We start from the raw sequence: 23280 nt of genomic DNA, 5'->3' as shown, positions 1-23280 counted from the left end.
GGGCCACCGCGAGGAGACCGTTCCGGTCAGTCCTCGCCCTCCAGGTTCCCCTCGGTCTCCAGGTACACCTGGCGCAGCGCTTCGAGCGTCGCGGGGTCCGGTTCGGCCCACATGCCCCGGGACTCCGCCTCAAGGAGCCGTTCCGCGATCCCGTGCAGGGCCCAGGGGTTGGCCTGCTGCAGGAAGTCGCGGTTCACCGGGTCGAGTACGTACGTCTCGGTGAGCTTGTCGTACATCCAGTCGGCGACGACACCGGTGGTGGCGTCATATCCGAAGAGGTAGTCGACGGTGGCGGCGAGTTCGAAGGCTCCCTTGTAGCCGTGCCGCCGCATCGCCTCGATCCAGCGGGGGTTGACCACCCGCGCGCGGAAGACCCGGGAGGTCTCCTCGACGAGGGTGCGGGTGCGGACGGTCTCGGGGCGGGTGGAGTCGCCGATGTACGCCGCGGGGGCGCTCCCGCGCAGCGCCCGGACGGTGGCGACCATGCCGCCGTGGTACTGGAAGTAGTCGTCGGAGTCCGCGATGTCGTGCTCGCGGGTGTCCGTGTTCTTCGCGGCGACCGTGATCCGCTTGTACGCGGTCTCCATCTCGGCGCGGGCCGGGCGGCCGTCCAGTTCCCGGCCGTAGGCGTAGCCGCCCCACACCGTGTACACCTCGGCGAGGTCCGCGTCGGTGCGCCAGTCGCGGCTGTCGATGAGCTGGAGGATGCCCGCGCCGTAGGTGCCGGGGCGTGAGCCGAAGATGCGGGTGGTGGCCCGGCGTTCGTCACCGTGCTCGGCCAGGTCGGCCCGGGTGTGGGCGCGTACGAAGTTCTGCCCGTCGGGCTCGTCCAGGGACGCGGCCAGCCGTACCGCGTCGTCCAGCAGCCCGATGGTGTGCGGGAAGGCGTCACGGAAGAAGCCCGAGATGCGCAGCGTGACGTCGATACGGGGGCGGCCCAGCTCGTCGAGCGGCACCGGCTCCAGACCGGTGACCCGGCGTGAGGCGTCGTCCCACACCGGGCGGATACCGAGCAGTGCGAGGGCCTCGGCCACGTCGTCGCCCGATGTCCGCATCGCGCTGGTTCCCCACAGGGAGAGCCCCACGGATGTGGGCCACTCGCCGTTGTCGGTGCGGTAGCGCTCCAGGAGTGAGTCGGCCAGCAGCCGGCCGGTCTCCCAGGCGAGCCGGGACGGAATGGCCTTGGGGTCGACGGAGTAGAAGTTGCGGCCGGTCGGCAGGACGTTGACCAGACCGCGCAGCGGGGACCCGGAGGGTCCGGCGGGGACGAATCCGCCGTTCAGCGCGTGCAGGGCGTGGTCGATCTCGTCCGTGGTGGAGGCCAGCCGCGGGACGACCTCGCGGGCCGCGAAGCCGAGGATGTCGGCGACCGCCTGCGGGTGGCCGTCGGCCACCTTGACGGCAGCCTCCGGATCCCAGTCCGCCGCTTCCATCGCCTCGACGAGGACACGTGCCTGTTCCTCGGCCGCGTCGGCGGCTGTGCGGGTGGCGTTGGCCTCGTCCAGGCCGAGTGCCTCGCGCAGGCCCGGCAGTGAGGCGGTGCCGCCCCAGATCTGGCGGGCGCGCAGAATGGCGAGTACCAGGTTGACCCGGTCCCCGCCGGCGGGCGGGTTGCCCAGGACATGCAGTCCGTCGCGGATCTGCGCGTCCTTGATCTCGCACAGCCAGCCGTCGACGTGGAAGATGAAGTCGTCGAAGCCCTCGTCGTCGGGCCGGTTCTCCAGACCCAGGTCGTGGTCGAGCTTGGCGGCCTGGATGAGCGTCCAGATCTGGGCCCTGATGGCGGGGAGTTTCGCCGGGTCCATGGAGGCGATCTGGGCGTACTCGTCGAGGAGTTGCTCCAGGCGCGCGATGTCGCCGTAGGAGTCGGCGCGGGCCATCGGCGGGACCAGGTGGTCGACCAGCGTGGCGTGGACACGGCGCTTGGCCTGGGTGCCCTCGCCCGGGTCGTTCACCAGGAACGGGTAGATGAGCGGAAGGTCGCCCAGGGCCGCGTCGGGACCGCACGCGGCGGACAGGCCGGCGTTCTTGCCCGGCAGCCACTCCAGGTTGCCGTGCTTGCCGAGGTGGATCATGGCGTCCGCGCCGAAGCCGCCGTCGTCCGCGGATGCGGCGATCCAGCGGTACGCGGCCAAGTAGTGGTGCGAGGGCGGCAGATCGGGGTCGTGGTAGATCGCGATCGGGTTCTCGCCGAAGCCGCGCGGTGGCTGGATGAGGACCAGCAGATTGCCGTGGCGCAGGGCGGCGAGGACGATGTCGCCCTCGGGGTTGCGGCTGCGGTCGAGGAACATCTCGCCGGGCGGCGGGCCCCAGTGCTCCTCCACGTTCGTGCGCAGCCCGGCGGGGAGCGTGGCGTACCAGCGCCGGTAGTCGGCGGCGGGGATACGGACGGGGTTGCGGGCGAGCTGCTCGTCGGTGAGCCACTCCTGGTCGTGGCCACCGGCCTCGATCAGCGCGCGGATCAGTTCGTCGCCGTCACCGGACGCCAGACCGGGAACGTCCTGCGGGCCGAAGTCGTAGCCCTGGTCACGGAGCCGGCGCAGCAGGGCGACAGCGCTCGCGGGGGTGTCCAGGCCGACGGCGTTGCCGATCCTGGAGTGCTTGGTGGGGTACGCGGAGAGCACCAGGGCCAGCCGCTTGTCGGCGGGGGCTATGTGCCGCAGCCGCGCGTGGCGCACGGCGATCCCGGCGACGCGGGCGGCCCGTTCGGGGTCGACGACGTAGGCGGGGAGCCCGTCCTGGTCGATCTCCTTGAACGAGAAGGGCACCGTGATCAGCCGGCCGTCGAACTCCGGCACGGCGATCTGGCTGGCCGCGTCCAGCGGCGACACGCCCTCGTCGTTCTCCTCCCAGGCGGCCCGTGAACCCGTGAGGCACAGCGCCTGGAGGATGGGGACGTCCAGGGCGGTGAGCGCGCCCGCGTCCCACGATTCGTCGTCGCCCCCGGCGGACGCCTGGGCGGGCTTCGTTCCGCCCGCGGCCAGCACCGTGGTGACGATGACGTCCGCCGCGCGCAGCGTTTCGATGAGTTCCGGTTCGGGGGCGCGCAGCGAGGCGACGTAGAGCGGGAGGGCCCGGCCTCCGGTGTCCTCGACGGCTTCGCAGAGGGCGTCCACGAAGGCGGTGTTGCCGCTCATGTGGTGGGCCCGGTAGTAGAGCACCGCGACGGTCGGCCCGTCGGCGGTGCGCGCGGTGCGTTCCACTGCCGGGGCAGACCTTGCCTGCCGCGGCAGTGGGCCCCAGCTGGGCGCGGCTGCCGGGGGCTCGAAGCCGTGGCCGGTGAGGAGCACGGTGTCGGAGAGGAAGCGGGCGAGCTGGCCGAGATTGGCGGGCCCGCCGTGCGCCAGATAGGCGTGGGCCTCGGCTGCGATCCCGACCGGGACGGTCGACGCCTCCATCAACTGGGCGTCCGGGGCCTGCTCGCCGGTCAGGACGACGACCGGACGCCCGTCGGCCAGCAGCAGATCGAGGCCCTCCTGCCAGGCGCGGATGCCACCGAGGAGGCGTACGACGACCAGGTCGGCGCCTTCGAGAAGGGCGGGCAGGTCGGTGAGCTGGAGCCGGGACGGGTTGGCGAAGCGGTACGCGACGGGGCCGTCCGCGGCACGGGCGCTGAGCAGGTCGGTGTCGGACGTCGACAGAAGCAGGAGCATGCGGCGTCAGGCCTTCCTCGGGGTATCCGCGCCCCGGGCGGTGTCAAGGACGGCGGGAGTTCCTGGCTCACTCGGCTCCAAGAGCCGGGCTCACAGTGGCGGGACCGCGCCGGAATCTCACCGGGCTTCCTCCCCTGTCGCCGTCGTAGGCGATTGCGGGCCGAACGGCCCGTCGACAAGCATAGTAACGACCTTGACGGGCGGCGGGCAGTGGGCCTCGGGGGCCGCCACCGGCGCACCGGGTCCGCACCGGCGGTCGCATCGGTGCAGGACATGGCCCTGGTGGACCGGTCGGTATGCTCGCCGCCATGCCCCACTCCTCCGCACCTCCGCCCCCACGGGAGCCGGCCGCCCGGCGTGACCGCGGCGACGCGTGTCCGGGCAGCCTGCGCCTGCACGCGGCGGACGACGGCGCGCTGGCACGGGTCAGGATTCCGGCAGGTGTACTGACAGTTCCGCAGGCCAGGGCGGTGTTGGACGTGGCGCTGCGGCTGGGCGACGGGGCACTTCATCTGACGTCGCGCGGCAATGTGCAGCTGCGCGGGCTGGCCCAGGACCGCGGCCGGGAACTCGCCGATGTGTTCGCGGACGCCGGGCTGCTGCCGTCGGTACGCCATGAGCGGGCCCGTAATGTCGTGGCCTCCCCGCTGTGCGGGCTCGACGGGCGGGGAGCGGCCGATGTGCAGGGCTGGGCACGGGAGTTGGACACCCTGCTCTGTGGCTGCGCGGCGGCCGCCGGCCTGTCCGGCCGTTTTCTGTTCGCGTTCGACGACGGCCGCCGCGATGTGGCCGGCCTCGGCGCCGATGTGACGTTGATCGCTTCTCCGGGCGACGGTGCGCTGCTGTGCACCGGCGAGGCGCCGGAGATGCTGGCCGTTCCGGCCGAACACGCGGCCCGCAGCGCCCTGCTGGCGGCCGAGACCTTTCTGAGCGCCGCCCGTGCCGCGGGGACCGGCGCCTGGCGGGTGGCGGAACTGCCCTGCGGGGCTGCCGCGTTCGTCCACGCGGTCGGGAAACGGCTGGCAGCCGCCGGTATCCCGGCCGTTGCCCGGGACCGGGCAGAACCGCTGCCGTCCGGGACGGGCCCCGCGCCCGGCACCGTACCGGCCCCGGACGGACGGGCGGCGCTCTGCGTCGAGGCGCCGCTCGGGCTCATCACCTCAGCCCAGTGGCGCCTGCTGACGGACACGGCGCTGCACGACGGCAGCGGTGAGTTGCGGCTGACTCCCTGGCGGGGTGTGGTGCTCCCCGGGCTCGGCCCGGACACCGCTGATGCCCGGCTCGCGGATCTTTCGGCCGCGGGACTGATCACAGGACCTGACTCCCCCTGGCACGGGGTCGGGGCGTGCATCGGACGCCCCGGCTGTGCGAAGTCCCTGGCCGATGTACGCGCGCACGCCGCACTGGCTCCCGGCACCGGCCGCGGTCTGCCCGTGTACTGGTCGGGGTGCGCACGGCGCTGCGGCCACCCCCACGGCGACCGGGTGGACGTGGTCGCCACGGCCGCCGGTTACGAGGTCTCCGTACGCGGCGAACGGCTGCCCGACACCATGAACGACCCCTCAGAGTTCGCCGCCACCGTGGCGGAAGCCCGGACCACGCCCCTCACGCAGTGACGAAATGAGCGAGAAGACAGTGTTCGACTACGAGAAGGACGGCCCGGCGATCTACCGCCAGTCCTTTGCGACCATCCGCGCAGAGGCGGACCTCACGGGACTTCCCGCCGATGTCAGCCAGGTCGCCGTCCGGATGATCCACGCCTGCGGGATGGTCGACCTGGTGCGCGATCTCGCCTACACCCCGCAGGTGGTGGCGCGCGCCCGCGAGGCACTGCGCGCCGGTGCCCCCGTGCTGTGCGACGTGGCGATGGTCGCGAGCGGGGTGACCCGCAAGCGGCTGCCCGCCGGCAACGAGGTGGTGTGCACGCTGTCCGACCCGTCCGTGCCCGGCCTCGCGGCGGAGCTCGGCACGACCCGCACCGCCGCGGCGCTGGAACTGTGGCGCGACCGTATGGAAGGCGCCGTGGTGGCCGTGGGCAACGCGCCGACCGCACTGTTCCGGCTGCTCGAGATGGTCCGCGAGGGCGCGCCGCGCCCCGCGGCGGTCATCGGCGTGCCGGTCGGTTTCGTCGGCGCCGCCGAGTCCAAGGACGCGCTGGCCGACGACGTCGCGGGGCTGGATTATCTGGTGGTGCGCGGGCGGCGCGGGGGCAGCGCCATCGCGGCGGCCGCGGTCAACGCCATTGCGAGCGAAGAGGAATGAACACCAGCATGAGCGAGCAGAGCACCGGTCGGCTGTACGGAGTCGGGCTCGGCCCCGGTGACCCGTCGCTGATGACCGTACGCGCCGTGGAGGTCATCGCCCAGGCGGACGTCGTCGCCTTCCACAGCGCCCGGCACGGCCGGTCCATAGCCCGGTCCATCGCGGCCGGGCACATCCGCGCCGACCACATCGAGGAGGCGCTGGTCTACCCGGTGACCACCGAGACCACCGACCACCCCGGCGGGTACCGGGGCGCGATGGAGGAGTTCTACGCCGAGGCGGCGGCCCGGCTGGCCGCGCATCTCGACGCGGGCCGCACGGTGGCGGTGCTCGCGGAGGGTGATCCGCTCTTCTATGGCTCGTACATGCACATGCACAAGCGTCTCGCGGACCGCTATCCGACCGAGGTGATCCCGGGGGTGACCTCGGTGAGCGCTGCCGCCGCCCGGCTCGGTGTGCCGCTCGTCGAGGGCGAGGAGGTACTGACGATCCTGCCGGGCACGCTCCCCGAGGAGGAGCTGACGGCGCGTCTGGCGTCGACGGACTCCGCGGTGGTCATGAAGCTGGGCCGGACCTTCCCCGCGGTGCACCGGGCGGTCGGGCGGTCGGGCCGGATGGCCGAGGCCCGCTATGTGGAGCGCGCCACGATGCCCGGGGAGCGCACCGGCGAACTGGCCGACGTGGAGGCCGGATCGGTGCCGTACTTCTCGGTGGCGGTGCTGCCGAGCCGCGTCGGCGCGACCGGGCCGGTACGGGAGCACGGTGACGTCGTCGTGGTCGGCACCGGCCCCGCGGGCCCGCTCTGGCTCACCCCGGAGACCCGGGGCGCCCTGGCGGCCGCGGACGACCTGGTGGGCTACACCACGTATCTGGACCGGGTCCCGGTCCGGCCCGGGCAGCGGCGGCACGGCTCCGACAACAAGGTGGAGTCGGAGCGCGCCGAGTTCGCTCTGGACCTGGCCAGGCGCGGGCGCAAGGTCGCCGTGGTGTCCGGCGGTGACCCCGGTGTGTTCGCGATGGCGACCGCCGTACTGGAGGTCGCGGCCCAGGACGGGTACCGCGATGTTCCGGTGCGGGTGCTGCCCGGGGTGACCGCCGCCAACGCGGCTGCGGCCCGTGCGGGTGCGCCGCTCGGCCACGACTACGCCACGATCTCGCTCTCGGACCGGCTCAAGCCGTGGGAGGTGATCGCGGAGCGGCTGCGCGGCGCAGCGGCGGCCGACCTGGTGCTCGCGCTGTACAACCCGGGCTCCCGCAGCCGGACCTGGCAGGTCGGCAAGGCCCGTGACCTGCTCCTTGAGCACCGTTCACCGGACACGCCCGTGGTACTGGGCCGGGACATCGGCGGGCCCGGCGAGAGTGTCCGGATCGTACGGCTCGCGGCGCTCGACCCGGCCGAGGTCGATATGCGCACGATCCTGCTCGTCGGCTCGTCCCGGACGCGGACCGTGCGGCGGGGTGACGGTGAGGAGATCGTCTGGACTCCCCGGAGCTACCCCGAGGGGTGACGGGGGCGCCTGCTGATGCGGTGGCTGCGAGCCCGGCTCAGGCGGTGCCCTGGATGTCCCGCACCCAGTGGACGGCTTCCTCCGGGGTCCCCACGACCTGTACGCCTCCAGGGACGGCGGGGCGGCGGACGACGACCACCGGAATCCCCACCTCCCGTGCCGCGGTGAGCTTGGCGGCGGTGGCCGGTCCTCCGCTGTCCTTGGTGACCAGCACGTCGATCCGATGGTCGCGCAGCAGCGCCCGCTCGCCGTCCAGCGCGAAGGGCCCCCGGTCGAGCAGGGTCTCCATGTGCAGCGGGTGCGGGGGTTGCGGGGCGTCGACCGACCGCACCAGGAACCGGAGTCCGTCCAGAGCCGCGAACGCGGCGAGGCCCATCCGCCCGGTGGTGAGGAAGATCCGCTGCCCCAGTGCCGGGAGCATCCCGGCGGCCTGTTCCAGGGAGTCCGCCGGGTGCCAGTCGTCGCCCTCCCCCGCCACCCACCCGGACCTGCGCACGGCGAGCAGGGGAACATGGGCGGTGGCAGCGGCCGAAGCCGCGTTGAAACTGATGGTTCCGGCGAAAGGATGGGTCGCGTCGATGAGAGCGTCGACCTCGTGCTCGCGCAGCCACTGCGCCAGTCCCCCGGCTCCGCCGAATCCGCCGATACGGATCTCTCCGGGCGGCAGCACGGGCCGTGCGACCCGCCCGGCCAGGGAACTGGTGACGCGGACCCCGGGGTGCAGGCCGGCGGCGACCCGCCGGGCCTCGGTGGTGCCGCCGAGTATCAGTACGTGCATCGGAGCCTTTCGTGGCTGAGGGGGGTGGTGGCCGCAGCGCCCAACTCAAGCACACCGGGCTGCGGCCCGGCTGGACGACCGGCGCCTGCGCGACGGCTGCCGCCACGGCCGCCTACACCGCGCTGCTGAGCGGCGAGTTCCCCGACCCGGTGACGGTCACCCTGCCCAAGGGCCAGACGCCGTCGTTCGCGCTGGCTGTCGAGGAGTTGGGCGACGGGTGGGCGACAGCGGGTGTCGTCAAGGACGCGGGCGACGATCCGGATGTCACCCATGGCGCGCTGGTCCGGGTCACCGTCCGGCGGCTGCCGCCGGGGTCGGGTGTGGTGTTCAGGGCGGGCCCGGGTGTCGGCACCGTCACCCGCCCCGGGCTGCCGCTGGAGGTGGGCGAGCCCGCCGTGAATCCGGTGCCGCGCCAGATGATGCGCGAGCACATGGCGCGCGTCGCCGAGCGCCACGGTGCGGGGGCGGATGCCGAGCTCACCGTCTCCGTCGACCACGGTGAGGAGATCGCCCGTTCCACCTGGAACCCCCGGCTGGGCATCCTGGGCGGCCTCTCCATACTGGGGACGACGGGCATTGTGGTGCCCTACTCGTGCTCGGCGTGGATCGACTCGATCCGGCGCGGCGTCGATGTGGCGCGGGCGGCCGGACGTACGCATCTGGCCGGGTGCACCGGCTCCACGTCGGAGCGGACGGTCGTCGCCGAGTACGGGCTCCCCGAGGACGCGCTGCTCGACATGGGGGACTTCGCGGGGGCCGTGCTCAAGTACGTGCGCCGCCACCCGGTGGACCGGCTCACCGTCTGCGGCGGTTTCGCCAAGCTCTCGAAGCTGGCGGCCGGCCACCTCGATCTGCACTCGGCCCGTTCCCAGGTGGACAAGGGCTTCCTGGCCGGCCTGGCCCGGCAGGGCGGCGCAGGCGAAGCACTGGCCGCGGAGGTGGCCGGGGCCAACACCGGGCTGGCTGCCCTGCAGTTGTGCGGGGCAGCGGGGATCCCACTGGGCGACCTGGTGGCCGTGGCCGCCCGCGACCAGGCACTGTCCGTACTGCGCGGCGCGCCCGTCGCGGTCGACGTCATCTGTATCGACCGCGCGGGCAGCGTCGTGGGCCGCAGCACCGTCGGTGGGTAGCACAGGTCCGTCGGAACCCGCGGGATCTCGCGGTACCAGGGCCTTCGGACCAGGCCGGGCTCGCGGGGTCCGGCCTGATCCGAACGGAAGACCCTAGGCCTGGGCGGCGGGCAGTTCGGCGGCGAACTCGACGTTCCGGGACCTGCGCAGCACCCGGACGGCCTCGCGCCGCACCTTCCCCGATTCGGTACGCGGCAGGTCGTCCACGAACTCCAGGAACCGCACCAGCTTCGGCGCGGGCAGCCGGTCCCGCAGGTGCGCGAAAAGTACCTCGGCGGTGGCCCGGCTGGCGTTCCACCCGGCCGCGAGCACGACGTACGCCTTGGGTACCAGGGCCTGGCCCTCGGACACCGGTACGACGGAGAGTTCGGCCACGGCGGGGTGCAGCACCAGCACATGCTCCAGTTCGAGGGGCGCTATCGCCACCCCGTCCGGCGCCTCGAACATGTCCTTGCGCCGCCCGAGGTAGACCAGGGACCCGTCGGCGCCGTCCCACCGGGCCAGGTCACCCGTGCGGTAGAGGCCGCCCGGGGTATGGCTGCCGGCGTTGTCCTCCGGGTCCAGATAGCCCCTCATCATGCCGACGGGGCTGTTGGACAGGTCCAGACACAGCTCGCCCTCCTGGGCCGGCTCGTCGGTGCCTGGCCGGACCACCACCAGCTCGTAGCCCGGCAACGGGTAGCCCATGGAGACCGGGTCCGCCGGTGAGGAGGCGGTGACTCCGGCCATGGCGGTGACCTCGGACTGTCCGAACCCGTTGCGGACGGTCACCCCGGCCAGTGTGCGGGCCTGCTCGACGATGTCACCCATGAGGGGCTCACCGACGCTGACCGCGTGCCGTAGTCCGGGCAGGCCGCCGGGCAGCCCGGTCCGGATCAGCGCCCGCCAGATACTGGGCGGTGCGCAGAAGCTGGTGACCGTCCCGGTGCGCAGTACGTCGAGCAGCCGCTCCGGGGTGGCGTCGGCACTGTCCATGGACACCACGGTGGCCTCGGCGTTCCAGGGTGCGAACAGTGAGCTCCATGGGTACTTCGCCCAGGCCGGGGCGGAGACATTGAGGTGCACGTCCCCTGGCTTCAGCCCGTTCCAGTACATGCTCGCCAGATGCCCGATCGCGTAACTGACGTGTGTGTGCACCACCAGTTTCGGCCGTGAGGTGGAGCCGGACGTGAAGTAGTAGAAGAGCGGTTCGTCAGCCTCGGTCGGGCCCTCCGGTACGAAGCGGCCCTCGTGCCCGGCCGAGGTGGCGAAGTCGGTCCAGCCCTCGTGCTCCCCACCCACGACGATCTTCGCCCGGAGCCCGTCCACCGGGAGTCCCGGCACGATCCGGTGGTCGGCGATCACATGCCGGGCTCCGGCTCTGCCGATCCTGGTGCGCAGCTCATCGGGCGAGATGGTGGTGAAGGCGGGCACGACGACTGCCCGGATCTTGATCAGTGCGAGCATCAGCTCCCACAGCTCGGTCCGGTTGTCCATCAGCAGCATCACCACCTCGCCCCGGCGCACACCCTGCGACAGCAGCCAGGCGGCTGCCCGGTCGGAGCGCCGGGAGAGCTCCTGGAAGGTCAGCTCACCCTGCCCGGCGATGCGCAGGGCCACCCGGTCGTTGCCCTCGGCGATCCGGTCGAACCAGTCGATCGCCCAGTTGAACTGCCGTGGCCGCGGCCACCGGAACGCCTTGCGTGCGGCGTCCTGGTCGTCGGCGTGGTGCAGCAGGAGGTCCCGCGCGGCCCGGAACTCCCGGTACGCATCGTCTTGCCCGGACACGTTGTCCCCGATCACTGGAAGGCGTTGGACTTGGCCCGGCGCAGCACACTCAGTGCGATCACGTCGGCGTCCCTGGAGAACGAGGTGTGCACGCCCGGCCGGCCGTTGCCGATCTGGGTGAACCAGCACACCCCCTCGGTCGGAATGCCCAGCGCGTAGACGGCCCGGTGCGGCCGGCCGTCGGCGGTGATCACCCGGCGTTCGGCCGGGGTGATGTGCAGGGCGCCGGTCTCGAACATCTCGTCTGCGTCGTCGTGTACGAACCCGACGGCCATCCGCTCGTCGGCCAGCTGCCGCATCAGCGGGTCGGTGTTGCGGATCAGGCCGGCGGACGGAATCCGCGAGTCGATCAGGACATCGCAGTGTCTGCGTGAGTCCCCGACGGCCGGGGACTCCAGGAAGAACCGGTCCTGCTCCGTGTCGCATCCGTGTACGACGTCCGGCCCCACCACATCGAGTACTCCGGCGTCGATCAACGCCAGGAACTGCGCGGTGCGTTCCAGCGGCGGGCCGGTGAACAGCGCCGAGGTCCGGGTGACGAACCGGCCGAGGAAATCGGTCCGGTGGGACCCCGGGGTCAGACCACCGAAGTCGACGGCGTGCCGCAGCACTTCGCGGGAGTCCCGGATGGCGTCAAGGGCGGCCTTGAGCGGGCTGTCCCTGTTGCCCTGTCCGGCCTCCGCGATGTCGGCGAGCAGGATGCGCCGCACCTCGGCGACCAGACCTGCCCCCGAGTCGAACCGCTGGGCGTGCAGCGGTCTGGACAGCCGGTCCAGGTCGACCGGCTCCACGTCCTTGAGCCCGTGGCACAGCGCCACCTCGCGCCAGCTCGCCAACTCCGGTCCCAGTGCGTGCAGTTCGGCCGCGATGACCTCGGCCTGCTCCGGCCCGTGCTGGGTCCTGGCCTGGGTGGTGTAGTACACATGGTTGATCTCCGCCTGCAGCAGGGACAGCACGTCCTGCTCGAAGTCCAGGGCCGGGCTGCCCCGGTGCGCCATGTTGCGCTCGCGCAGTCGGCCGACGGCGGCCGATGTGAGGAACTTCGGCGCCGCACGGGCGGTCACCTGCTTCTGGTTGCGGCCCCGCGAACGGATCGGCAGGCCGCTGCGCGAGCCCGCGACCACCCGGGGCTCCTTGCCGCTGGGCAGGTAGAACAGCGCCCCGTCGGCGCCCTCGTCGAACGTCCCGCCGCGGCCGAGGGTGAAGGACATCAGGATGTCGTAGAAGGAGAGGCCGAGGCCCACGACACCGACAGCGGTGCCCGGCACGATCGAGGACAGGTCCAGATCGGCGGCCGAATCCCCGCTGAGATAACGCAGTCCGGGCCTGTCCATGGCGAACTGCGTCAGCACGGGCTGCTGCTCGGAGAGCTCCGCAGGGGCGTGCCCTGTGGTGATCACCACCGCGTCGGCCGGGACGGTGAACTCCTCGTCCGCAGTGGACACCTGGAGTTCGTAGCCGGTCCCGTTCTCCCGCAGCGAGGTCACCTTGCCGACCGTCGCGACGACTTCGCCGAGCCCGGACATGCCGCGTACCACCGAGCCGTACACGTACCGCAGATACCTGCCGTACGCGTACCTCGGGGCGTAGTCGTCGTGGCCCAGTCCGGACAGTGCCGGGTCGGGCTGCGAGTGCAGCCACTGGTGGAAGGACAGGCCGGCGCCCGGCCGGCACGGCTCGCCGTCGGAGACCCCGGAGAACATACTGATCTCACCGACCACGGTGTTCATCAGGAAGCAGGTCTCCTGGTCGGTCCGCCAGATCCGGCCCGCCCCCAGTTCCACCGCGTCGATCAGCCGGATTCTGATGTTCCGCGGCTCCGGCTCGGCCGTCAGATTGGCCGCGATCCGCTCGAACACCGAGATCCCGCGCGGACCGGTGCCCACGATCGCCACGTCCAGCACCTCATCGTTCAGGTGTCGCACGGCCTGTCACCCCCTCCGTAGAGCCCGTCTCAGCGCGCTTGCGCGCCCAGGTCGGCCATGGCCGGCAGACGGCCGAGCGATGCGGCGATCAACTCGTCGGATGCCGCCATGTCGGTCATGTTGCCGCTGAGGAACTGCCCGTAGGCCGACAGGTCGAGCAACCCGTGGCCGCTGAGGTTGAACAGGATGACCCTCTCCTTGCCCTCCTCCTTCGCCAGCAGCGCCTCCTCGATCGCTCCCCGGATGGCGTGTGCCGACTCGGGGGCCGGGATGATGCCCTCCTCATGGGCGAAGGTGATGCCGGCCTCGAACACCGGGCGTTGCGGATAGGCCACCGCCTCGATCAGCTTCTGGTGGTACATCGCGCTCACCAAGGGGGCGGCGCCGTGGTAGCGCAGGCCGCCGGCGTGGATGCCGGGAGAGACGAAGGTGTGCCCGAGGGTGTACATCTTGGTCATCGGTGTGATGCCGGTGTAGTCGTTGTAGTCCCATGCGTACCGGCCCTTGGTCAGCTTCGGGCAGGCCTCCGGTTCCACCGCGACGAACCGGGTGTCCAGTCCCTCGCGCACCTTCTCGTGGAAGAAGGGCAGGGAGATGCCGGAGAAGTTGCTGCCCGCGCCGACCGAGCCGATCACCACGTCCGGGAAGTCGCCGATGGCGCGGAACTGCCGGACGGCCTCCTGCCCGATCACCGTCTGGTGCAGCAGGACGTGGTTCTCACCACTGCCCACCGAGAGGTTGCAGCGTTCCACCTGTCGGGCGTGCTCGAAGGCCTCCGCGTTGGCGATGGACAGGCTGCCGTCGGTGTTCGGGTCGCGGGCCAGCGCGGCGCGGCCGGCCTCGGAGTTCTTGTTGGGGCTGGAGATGACCTCGGCCCCGTTCATCTCCATCATGATCCGGCGGTACGGCTTCTGCTCGTAGCTGACCCGGACCATGTACACCGTGCACTTGAGGCCGAAGATGCGGCAGGCGACGGCGAGGGCCGAGCCCCACTGGCCCGCCCCGGTGCCGGTGGTCAGGCTGGTAATGCCGGCCTGCTTGTAGTAATAGGCCTGGGCCAGCGCGGTGTTGAGCTTATGGCTGCCCGTGGTGTTGGTGCCCTCGTACTTGTAGTAGATGCGGGCGGGTGTGTCGAGGAGCCGCTCAAGACCGCGTGCCCGCTTGAGCGGGGTCGGCCGCCAGCGCAGATACTCCTCGCGCACCGGCTGCGGGATCTCCACGAAGCGCTCCCGGCCCATGCTCTGCCGGTACATCGACAGCGGGATCTGCGGGGTGACCGCGCCGCCGCCGCCGTCCTTACGGGTCTCCGGCCTTGCCTGGCGCAGCTTCGCCGCGTCCTCGACGCCGGTGAGGTCGGACAGCACGTTGTACCAGTGCGTGGGAACGATTTCTTCAGCGGTCAGCGAGGCTTCTGCCGAATGCACCATTGGTTTTCCGATCCTCGTTTCTAGGAGTTTCCGACGTGCGACTGGGCCAGCTTCACGAGATCGCCGACCCGCCGCAGCGCGGCCTCGAATATCTCGCTGTCGCCGATCGTGATGCCGCATTCCTGCTCGACCCGGACGACGATTTCAAGAATCGTCAACGATTCGATGCCGAGTTCGTGCAGATCGTCATCAAGCCCGATCTCGGCCGGGGCTGACGAACCGAGTGCGGCTCTGATGATCCCGCACACCTGAGTTTCAACATTCTCAGGAGACGTCAAGGCAATCCCTCTTCCCTGGACAGTACTTCGCTCTTCCGGACGTTGCGCCGGCCGTTCCGTCGGGGGCGTTCCGCCGGCCGTTTCGTCTGCCGTTCCGTCTGCCGTTCCCCGGGCGTTTCGGCTAGACCATGGGGCCCGTCATCACCGCGGTGCGCAGTCCGAGCAGCAGCAGGACCGCTCCGCTCACCCAGGCCAGTCCCACCCGTACCTTCGGCATGACCAGCAGCCGTCTCGCCAGACCGACGAGGGCGACCACCACCACGTACCAGCCGGCGCTGATCAGGATCTGCACGGCGGTCAGCGTGACCACGTCGGCGGGCGATCCGCCGCCGGCCGGCAGGAACTGCGGGATCAACGCCAGGTAGACGGTGGCCATTTTGGGGTTGGCGACACTGGTCACCAGCCCTGACCGGTAGGACCGCAACAGACCGGCCGCGCCGTGCTCTTCAGGTGATTCTTCCTGCTGCTCGCCGAAGTTGCGCCGGTTGCGCACCGTCATCACCGCGAGGTAGCAGAGATAGGCGGCGCCCGCCAGCTTGAAGACGGTGAACACCAGCTCGGAGGTCTGCGTCAGCGCGGCAAGGCCGAGGGCGGAGGCCGCCGCCCACATGAGCAGCCCGGTACTGCTGCCGATAATGGTCACCAGCCCGGCGCCGCGCCCACGGCGCAATGTCTCATTCACCAACACCATGAACGATGGCCCGGGTGCGGCCACCATCGCGAAAACGGTTGCGATGAAAACCCCGTTCACCATGGGGTTGCCACGGTTTCGATCACCATTCGCCCGGGGTGCCGCATTAACGCAGACGCGTCCAATCGAAATTCCCCCTCAAAGTTCCTGTGCCCCCCGGCTCTTGATCAACGAGTGGCACGCTAGCCGCTTCGGGTGGCTCAGGCAACAGTTTGTTGAAGTGGTCTCGAGACGGGACGGGAAGTTACAGGCCAGTAAGATGCAATTTCAGTCATCACGGCGTGCGGCCCTGCGCCGCCATGTCGGAAGTTCCCCTTCAAGGGATGCACATTCAGCCATATGCGGGGCGCCGTGTCCGTGTGCCGGTGGCTGCCCCTGGCGCGGTAAGTGACCGTTGGCGAAATGCGAGTTGACACATTATTCAGCGTTCCATTGACGCTGCGGCCCGGCGTACCGAAGATCAGTAGCAAGGCCGGGAGCCCGTAGCCGTGTTCGGGCTTTACTGACGGCGGCGTCAGCCCCAGCGGGGGCGTTCGCCGTACGCGCGGCAGCGGCCGGATCCGACCGCCGTTCTCGGTTCACGCCATATGCCGATGCCCCCGACCGTGAGGTCGGGGGCACCCATACATCCGTGGCGGCGTTGCTGGGATCAGCGAACGTGCACGGTCACCACACTGGAGCCGTGCAGCCGCACGGGATGGTGGTCGTGCTTGCTGGTCAGGCCGTACAGCACCGCACGGAACTCCAGGTTGCCGCGGCGCGCGGACGTGCCGTGTGCGGTGACCGCCGCGTCGCCCTTGACCGCAGCGCTGCAGTTCTCCTGGTGCCACCCCTCACCGAAGCCGTTCTCCTCCAGGCACAGCTGATGCAGGAAGCCGGCGCTGTCGTCGTCACCGTGCGCCTTGACGGTGATGGTCTTGCCGACATGGGCCGTGTGCGGCGCCGTGATCTCCACACTGCCCTTGGCGAACGCCGGCGCCGCGGCCAGCGCCACCGAGGCCAGACCCAGCGCACCGAGCACAGCCACCCGGCCGCCCCGAACCCTCATCCCGGTCTTCTCCGTCCTGGTCATGGACTTCCCTCCCGTGGATCTCCCCCCATGGCGAGACCCAACCCCTGCGCGAAGACGCCCAATGCGCCTTGCTGTCCACCCAGATGGACCGTCCGCCCCGCCCGTTGCACCCGCCCGACTCCGTTACGAAACCACGACACAACCCGACTGGCTTCATCCACGGGAGAAATGGTGGTTCAACTCCTGCTGGGGCAGGCCGTCGCCACCACTTCGCCTGCTGCGACGTCCGGGCCCGGGCTCCTTCAGGTGCGCGGTGCAGGTGGTACTGGTGGTGCAGGCGGCGTGGGCGGGAAGAAGAGGCCCACCGGCTCCCGATGCCACCATGCCCCGCTCTCCCGCAGCTCCCGCCAGGTGGTGAACCGGTAGCGGAACAGCCGAGCCCGGATATGTGCCGGTGGTGCGTCCGGGAAAGGGTTGTGCCGCAGCAGCCGCAGCGTGTCACGGTCGTTCTCCAGCAGCCGCTCCATGAACGGCCCGAACCACGGGGCCGCGTGGGCCGGGGAGAGGGCCGCGAACCACATCAGCCAGTCCAGTCGCAGGTGGTACGGCGCGAACTGCCGGGAGAGCCGGCGTACCTCGCCCGGTTTGCCCTTGAAGCCGTACTCCTGCCACCGAACAGCGTCGGTGAGCGCGGCCTCCGCAGTGCCCTCGACCACCACTTCGTACCGGACACGGGTGATGGTGCCGAACGCCCCGTACGCGTTGACCAGGTGCAGCGGGTCGAAGGACGTGTTCATCAGCTGCCGCCGCGAGACCAGGTTGCGCGCCGGCCGGTAGCTCCGCAGGAGAACGAACACCGTCATCGCCGACACCAGCACCGCGAACCACAGCGGCCCCCTCGCGGCCCGCGGTGTGACCAGATGTCCGGCGCCCAGGACGGATGCGTCGACGGCGGAAGTCGCCAGGATGATCGTCAGCCAGTTCAGCCAGGCGAAATTGCCCGAGAGCACCAGCCACAGCTGAGTGACCACGATCACCACCGCAGCCCAGGTCGCCACCGGCTGCGGGGTGAACAGCAGCACCGGCACGAGCAGTTGGGCCACGTGGTTGGCGCCGGTCTCGACCCGATGGAGCGGCCGGGGCAACCGGTGGAAGAACCAGCTGAGCGGCCCCGGCATCGGCTGCGTCTCGTGGTGGTAGCAGAGGCAGGTCAGATCGCGCCAACAGCGGTCGCCGCGCATCTTGATCAGGCCCGCGCCGAATTCCACCCGGAAGAGCACCCAGCGCAACAACCAGACCACCAGCACCGGCGGCGCGGTCCGGGCATTGCCCAGGAAGACGGCCAGGGAGCCAGTCTCCAGCAGCAGCGATTCCCAGCCGAAGCCGTACCAGATCTGCCCCACGTTCACGATCGACAGGTACATGACCCACAGCGCCGCCCACCACACCATGGCGGCCCACAGGGGCACGGCGTCGGCGGCGCCCGCCGCGACGGCCGCCGCCAGCAGCGCGCCCAGCCAGGCCCACCCGGCGAAGAAACGGTCCGAGTAGTAGAGGTGGAAGACGCCCGGCGCGCGCCGGAAGGGCGCACGTGCCAGAAAACGCGGCGCCGGCAGTATGCCGTATTCCCCGATCAGGGCCCGGAACTGCCGGGCCGCCGCCACGAACGCGATCAGGTAGACCACTGCCAGCGCCCGCTGGAAGACCAGCCGACCCAGTGTGTACTCCGGTGCCCAGAACCACTCCACGTGCCCATGCATAGCACCGCTCAGGCCCGCGCTCCGGCACCGCGCCGACACCCCTGCACGCCTCGGCCACGGATCTCCGTACGGGACGGGCGAGCCGGATCACCGGCAGGAGTGGCGCTCCCGCTCCGGCGAGTAGAGGTGGCTGTCGCCGAACTGTTCGGCGCCGAGCGTGCGGCCGACCATGATGACCGCCGTACGCAGGATGCCCGCGTCCGCGACCTGGCCCGCGATGGTGTCGAGCGTGCCCCGCAGGACGACTTCGCCGGGCCGGCTGGCCAGTGCCACCACAGCGGCCGGACAGTCGGCGCCGTAGTGCGGCAGCAGCTCCGCCACGACCCGCTCGGCGTGCTGCACTGCCAGGTGCAGCACGATCAGCGCACCGCTGCGGCCGAGTGTGGCGAGATCCTCACCGTCCGGCATCGCGGTGGCCCGTTGGGCGACGCGGGTGAGGATCACAGTCTGGCCGACGGTGGGAACCGTCAGTTCACGCTTCAGCGCCGCGGCCGCCGCGGCGAACGCGGGAACGCCGGGCACCACCTCGTAGTTCACCCCTGCCGCGTCGAGCCGGCGCATCTGCTCGGCCATCGCGCTGAAGACCGACGGGTCCCCGGAGTGCAGACGGGCCACGTCCTGGCCCTCCTGGTCGGCGCGCACCAGCTCGGCGGTGATCTCATCCAGGTCGAGCTGCGCGGTGTCGGTCAGCCTGGCGTCCGGCGGGCATTCGGCCAGCAGCTCACGCGGCACCAGGCTGCCCGCGTAGAGGCAGACACCGCAGGACGCGAGCAGACGGGCGCCGCGCACCGTGATGAGGTCCGCCGCGCCGGGCCCGGCGCCGATGAAGTACACGGTCATCTGTCTTCTCCAGGGAGGGGAGGGTACGGGTTCTTCTCAACGGCCCACTGGGTGACCGGCATGGCCTGCCGCCAGCCGGTGAAGCCCCCGACGGGAACGGCGTGCGCCACGGCGAGGCGCACCAGGTCGCCGCCGTGTCTGCGGTAACGGTCGGCGAGGAGCGCCTCGGACTCCAGCGTCACGGTGTTGGCGACGAGCCTCCCGCCGTCGGGCAGAGCGTCCCAGCACGCGTCCAGCAGGCCCAGGGCGGTCAGCCCTCCCCCGACGAACACCGCGTCCGGCGCGGGCAGTCCGGCCAGTGCGTCCGGGGCCGCGCCGGTGACGACGCGCAGCGCGGGGACGCCGAGCCGGGCGGCGTTGCGGGCGATGCGCTCGGCCCGCACCGGGTCGCGCTCGACGGTGATGGCGCGGCAGGACGGGTGCGTACGCATCCACTCGATGGCGATGGCCCCCGAGCCGCCCCCGATGTCCCAGAGCAGTTCGCCGGGGGCGGGGGCGAGCGCGCCCAGGGTCGCGGCGCGCACATGGCGCTTGGTGAGCTGGCCGTCGTGCTCGTACGACTCGTCGGGCAGCCCGGGGACCGCGCCGGTTCTCGGGGTGCCGGGGGTGCGGCGGCAGTCGACCGCGATCACGTTCAGCGCATCGCCGGGCGGATGCGGCCAGGTCGCGGCGGTGCCGTCGGTGAGGTTCTCCCGCTCGCCGCCGAGCTGTTCGAGCACCCTCATCCGGCTCGCTCCGAAGCCGTGACCTGTCAGGTGCGCGGCCACCTCGGCGGGTGTCGCGGCTCCGGCGCTGAGCACCAGGATCCGGCGGCGGTCGTGCAGCGCGGCGGTCAGCCGGGCGGTGGGCCGGCCGACGAGGGTGACGACCTCGGTGTCCTCGACCGGCCAGCCCAGCCGGGCGCACGCGTACGAGACGGACGACGGATACGGCAGTACGCGGATCTCACCCCCGCCTTCGCCAAGTACCTCGGTCAGCGTCCGCCCGATGCCGTAGAACATGGGGTCGCCACTGGCCAGTACGGAGATGCGGCGCCCGGCGTGTGCGGCGAGGATCCCGGGGACGGCGGGACGCAGCGGTGAGGGCCACTCGACCCGTTCACCCGGGCATCGCGGTGGGAGCAGGGCCAGTTGGCGGGCGCCGCCGACGAGGACCTGGGCGTCCAGCAGGGCCTGCTGCGACGCGGCGGGAAGTCCGTCCCAGCCGTCGGCTCCGATTCCGACGACGGTGACGGGCGCCGGGGCGGGGCGGGGGGACGGTGCGGGGGCCACAGCCGGGTTCCTCACAGGTCGGATCGGATCGCGTCGGACGGGTTGGGATCAGGTCGGGTCGGTACGGAGTCGCATTCTGGTCGCACGCCTGTGACATGCACAAATTCCCGGAGGCAGCGCCCGGCGGGTACGCCGTGCCGCCCCGGTGCACCGCGCCCCGCCGCGGGCCGCCCGACCGCGCGCCGGCGGAGAGCCGGACCCCCTGCTCCCCGCCGCCTCAGCGTCCCGCCGCGTCGGTACGTCCTGGGTCGTCCCCCGCGCGGCGCCCGCGTTCGTACGTACGCAGCACATGGATCACCCGCGCCACCGCGAGCAGTCCGGCGGCCACGGCCCCCGTCAGCACCAGGGCTGTCGTGACGCGGTGTGGCAGATTCCACACGGCCGCCGGACCGGCGATCACGCCGAACACCAGCGCGCCGAGGAAGCCCGCGCTGGCCAGGGCGTAGCCGATCTCGACGGTCCTGGCGTCACGGTCGGCCTGGCTTCCCCGGCCCATCAGCCGGCACTCCTTCCCGGTGCGCCCATCAGCCCGCGCTCTTCCCCAGCGTGTAGTGGCCGGCGACCCGCGCGGCGCTGAGCACCCCGGGGTAGACGGCCGTCTCGTCCAGCTCCCCCTTGAAGAAGTCGCTGGTGGGCCGCGAGGGCCAGCCGGTCAGCGAGTCGCCCCCCACTCGCCAGTAGCCGCTGGAACTCTCGCTCTTCGTCACGGTGTTGCTCTCCAGGAGGTGGCCGTCGACGTAGAGGCGCATACCGGTCGGGCCCTGCGTCGCGACGGCCTGGTGCCATTTGCCGTCGTTGTACGCCTTGGGGCTCACCAGCGTCTTGAATCCACTGCCGCTCACTCCGAAGACGAGCTTGCCCGCATTGGTCATGTACACCTGCTTGTCGTACTTCTTGCTGGCGGCCGTCGTGTTGTCACCGAACCCGATCAGCTTGCCGCCCGACTTGCTGGTGGTGCTGAACCAGGTCTCCAGGCTGTACTTGGCGGGTGCGGCGTACCGGCGGTCGCTGTATATCCACTGGTTGGTGCCGTTGAACCCGATCGCGGTGGACGGGCCGCCGACCGCTCCCGGGGTCCGGCGCAGCGAGGGGGCGTTGACGTCCACCCCGGAGCGGTTTCCGCTCGACAGGTCCGACACGAACGGCTGTGTGTGGTCGTCGTAGCGCCAGTACAGCGAGGCGCCGTCGCCGAGGACCGCCGCCGGGTAGCGCTCCTCCGCGGCCGTGGCGGTGGCGGTGACGGCCGCCGACTTGGCGCTGGTGTTGCCTGCGGCGTCGGATGCGGTGATCCGGTAGCTGTAGCTCTTGCCCTTGGTGACCGAGGTGTCCTTGACGGACACCTGGGGCCGGGCCCACATCAGCGAATCGGCCTGCACGGTCGCCATCGGCGTGCTCGACCCGTCGCGGTAGACCTTGTAGGTCAGCTTCGAGTCGTCCGTGTCGAAGCTGGCGCGCCAGCTGACCTGCACCTGTCCCGGCTTCGCGCTGACCGCGGCGCCCACCGGAACGGTCGGTGCCCCCTTGTCGCCGGTGGACGCGAACCGGGTGAGGCTCTGTGCCGCGGCGCGGTTGACGGTGGTGAACTCGCCGCCCGACCAGAGGTACTGGGTGGAGCCGGCGGTCGCGATCGTCAGGGCGCGGGGGCCGATCCCCTCGCCGTTGCCGTCATTGGTGTCCGGGAACCAGCCGAGCTTGCCGGTACCCGTGGTGGGCTCCGCCAGGAAGTGGTGGCGCGGCCCGTTGGGGAATTCACCGACGCTGGAGCAGTCGTGGGCGTGCGAGGCGCTGTAGAGCACGCCCTTGTACGACTTCACGGACTGGGTGGCGCCCAGGCAGGTGTCGCGCCAGCGCTGGTTCAGGCTGCTCGCGTCGAGCGCGATCCGGCCGTCGAACACTCCGAAGCCGGTGCCCTCGTTGCCCGTGTAGATCCCGGTGGCGTCCGTGTCGAGCGTCTTGACCACCGAGTTGGTCTCGATGAAGCCGGGGTAGGCCTTCGCCACCTTGCCAGACGTGGCGTCCACCACGGCCAGAGCGTGCGACGTCGTTCCGTTGACCTTGAAGAAGTCGCCGCCGAGCACCGCGTCCTTGCCGTCCGGGGTGAGCGCGAGTGCGCGGCCCGGCTCGTCGGCGTTGGCGGTGAAGGGCAGCACGGCCCCGTCGGACGCCTTGACCGCGGCGAAGCGCTGGCGCTTCTGGCCGCTGACGGTACCGAAGTCGCCTCCCGCGTACACCGTGTCCTTGGTCACCGTCAGCGCCCGTACGGTGGCGGCGAAGGCGGGCCGGAACGAGGTCCTGGGCTTGCAGGTGGCGATGTCGATGGCCGCCAGCGAGGACACCTTGGTGCCGTTGACCGCGCCGAAGTAACCGCCCGCGTAGAGCGTCTTCTTGTCGGGCGACACCGCCAGGGCCCGCACGGTGGCGGTACCGCTGCCGACTGTGAAGGAGAGTGTGCAGCTGGTGGGCGCGCCGGTGGCGGCGTTGAACGCGGCGAAGTTCACCGCGGACCGCGCCTTTCCGGATCCACCGGCCGGTGGCCGCAGTGCGGAGAACGTACCGCCCGCGAACACCACGCCGTTGCTCTGGGCGAGCGCCCAGACGATCCCGTTGGTCTGCCAGGTCGGCAGCGCGTCCGCCGTGAACGCCACCGGCGGCGTGATCGCGGACGCGCCGGGTGCCGCGATCACCCCCAGACCGGCGGTGGCGAACGACATGGCGAGAGCGACCGACAGCGTTCTTGATCTCTGCATGAACCCCCCAGAAGAAGAGCCGGGCTCCGTCCGGAGAACGGCGGAGCATCCGGAATACGACGGCTCGGAGACGAGCGGGCGAGCGGGCGGGCGGATCCCCCTGGTCCAACCGCCCCGTATCTCACCGTACTTGCCGAAAGGCCGTCGTACCCGCCACTCCCCCCGTGTGACCGGAACCGGGAACGCGGCGCCGCCGGCCGGACGTGTCGCAGTCCAGCCGGCGGCGCAGGG

At 71.2% G+C, this 23280-nt stretch carries 17 protein-coding genes and 1 riboswitch; of the genes, 4 read left to right on the top strand and 13 right to left on the bottom strand.

Translation table 11 applies throughout. The annotated features are described in order from the left end of the window. Positions 1-26 precede the first annotated feature (26 nt). Positions 27-3653: a cobaltochelatase subunit CobN gene (gene cobN / locus OG210_RS31685; protein WP_371539955.1), complete on the bottom strand. Its 3627-nt coding sequence runs from the start codon at positions 3651-3653 to the stop codon at positions 27-29. 35 nt (positions 3654-3688) lie between these two features. Beyond that, positions 3689-3843: riboswitch (cobalamin riboswitch) on the bottom strand. Between the two features lie 106 nt (positions 3844-3949). Between cobN and cobG the strand changes: the two genes are divergently transcribed. Genes cobG through OG210_RS31670 form a run of 3 tightly spaced genes read left to right on the top strand, consistent with a single transcriptional unit; the run spans position 3950 to position 7423 of the window. Beyond that, positions 3950-5269: a precorrin-3B synthase gene (gene cobG / locus OG210_RS31680; protein WP_328323294.1), complete on the top strand. Its 1320-nt coding sequence runs from the start codon at positions 3950-3952 to the stop codon at positions 5267-5269. A gap of 19 nt (positions 5270-5288) precedes the next feature. Continuing rightward, positions 5289-5915: a precorrin-8X methylmutase gene (locus tag OG210_RS31675; RefSeq protein WP_328335277.1), complete on the top strand. Its 627-nt coding sequence runs from the start codon at positions 5289-5291 to the stop codon at positions 5913-5915. A gap of 8 nt (positions 5916-5923) precedes the next feature. Continuing rightward, positions 5924-7423 (top strand): precorrin-2 C(20)-methyltransferase, encoded by a 1500-nt coding sequence (locus OG210_RS31670; protein WP_328323296.1) that lies wholly within the window; start codon positions 5924-5926, stop codon positions 7421-7423. 37 nt (positions 7424-7460) lie between these two features. Here the strand turns inward: OG210_RS31670 and OG210_RS31665 are convergent, their stop codons facing one another. Then, positions 7461-8201, bottom strand: a complete 741-nt coding sequence (locus OG210_RS31665; protein WP_371539952.1) for a cobalt-precorrin-6A reductase — start codon at positions 8199-8201, stop codon at positions 7461-7463. Between the two features lie 11 nt (positions 8202-8212). On the opposite strand from OG210_RS31665, the gene OG210_RS31660 reads away from it, so the two are divergent. Continuing rightward, positions 8213-9331, top strand: coding sequence for a cobalt-precorrin-5B (C(1))-methyltransferase (locus OG210_RS31660; RefSeq protein WP_328323300.1), 1119 nt, complete (start codon positions 8213-8215; stop codon positions 9329-9331). Between the two features lie 93 nt (positions 9332-9424). On the opposite strand, the gene OG210_RS31655 is transcribed toward OG210_RS31660, so the two are convergent. The 11 genes from OG210_RS31655 to OG210_RS31605 form a co-directional block, all read right to left on the bottom strand. Next, a complete protein-coding gene (locus tag OG210_RS31655; RefSeq protein ID WP_371539950.1) occupies positions 9425-11098 on the bottom strand; it encodes an AMP-binding protein in 1674 nt (557 codons plus the stop codon). Between the two features lie 11 nt (positions 11099-11109). Next, on the bottom strand, positions 11110-13023 hold the full coding sequence (locus OG210_RS31650) for an FAD/NAD(P)-binding protein (RefSeq protein ID WP_371539948.1): 1914 nt from the start codon (positions 13021-13023) through the stop codon (positions 11110-11112). Between the two features lie 29 nt (positions 13024-13052). After that, the gene (locus OG210_RS31645) at positions 13053-14450 is read right to left on the bottom strand and encodes a TrpB-like pyridoxal phosphate-dependent enzyme (RefSeq protein WP_328323306.1); all 1398 of its coding nucleotides are present in this window, start codon (positions 14448-14450) and stop codon (positions 13053-13055) included. Between the two features lie 20 nt (positions 14451-14470). Further along, positions 14471-14698: an acyl carrier protein gene (locus tag OG210_RS31640; protein ID WP_371540563.1), complete on the bottom strand. Its 228-nt coding sequence runs from the start codon at positions 14696-14698 to the stop codon at positions 14471-14473. A 151-nt stretch (positions 14699-14849) separates the two neighbouring features. After that, complete coding sequence (locus OG210_RS31635; RefSeq protein ID WP_371539946.1) at positions 14850-15446, bottom strand: LysE family translocator; 597 nt, start codon at positions 15444-15446, stop codon at positions 14850-14852. A 622-nt stretch (positions 15447-16068) separates the two neighbouring features. Next, entirely contained in the window at positions 16069-16491 is a 423-nt protein-coding gene (locus OG210_RS31630) for a hypothetical protein (protein WP_328323312.1), read from the bottom strand. Between the two features lie 242 nt (positions 16492-16733). Beyond that, the gene (locus tag OG210_RS31625) at positions 16734-18179 is read right to left on the bottom strand and encodes a lipase maturation factor family protein (RefSeq protein ID WP_328323314.1); all 1446 of its coding nucleotides are present in this window, start codon (positions 18177-18179) and stop codon (positions 16734-16736) included. A 99-nt stretch (positions 18180-18278) separates the two neighbouring features. Beyond that, the gene (cobM, locus tag OG210_RS31620; RefSeq protein ID WP_328323316.1) at positions 18279-19031 is read right to left on the bottom strand and encodes a precorrin-4 C(11)-methyltransferase; all 753 of its coding nucleotides are present in this window, start codon (positions 19029-19031) and stop codon (positions 18279-18281) included. Next, positions 19028-20302 (bottom strand): precorrin-6y C5,15-methyltransferase (decarboxylating) subunit CbiE, encoded by a 1275-nt coding sequence (gene cbiE, locus OG210_RS31615; protein WP_328323318.1) that lies wholly within the window; start codon positions 20300-20302, stop codon positions 19028-19030. Before cbiE ends, cobM begins: the two co-directional genes overlap by 4 nt. Before the next feature lie 217 nt (positions 20303-20519). Next, a complete protein-coding gene (locus tag OG210_RS31610; protein ID WP_328323320.1) occupies positions 20520-20798 on the bottom strand; it encodes a DUF6332 family protein in 279 nt (92 codons plus the stop codon). Between the two features lie 28 nt (positions 20799-20826). Beyond that, complete coding sequence (locus OG210_RS31605) at positions 20827-23049, bottom strand: LamG domain-containing protein (protein WP_328323322.1); 2223 nt, start codon at positions 23047-23049, stop codon at positions 20827-20829. Between the last annotated feature and the right edge of the window lie 231 nt (positions 23050-23280).

It is taken from the genome of Streptomyces sp. NBC_00466 (genome assembly GCF_041433995.1).
Classification (GTDB): domain Bacteria; phylum Actinomycetota; class Actinomycetes; order Streptomycetales; family Streptomycetaceae; genus Streptomyces.
Note: the sequence above shows the minus strand (reverse complement) of the source record. Positions and strands in the feature narration are given on the sequence as shown.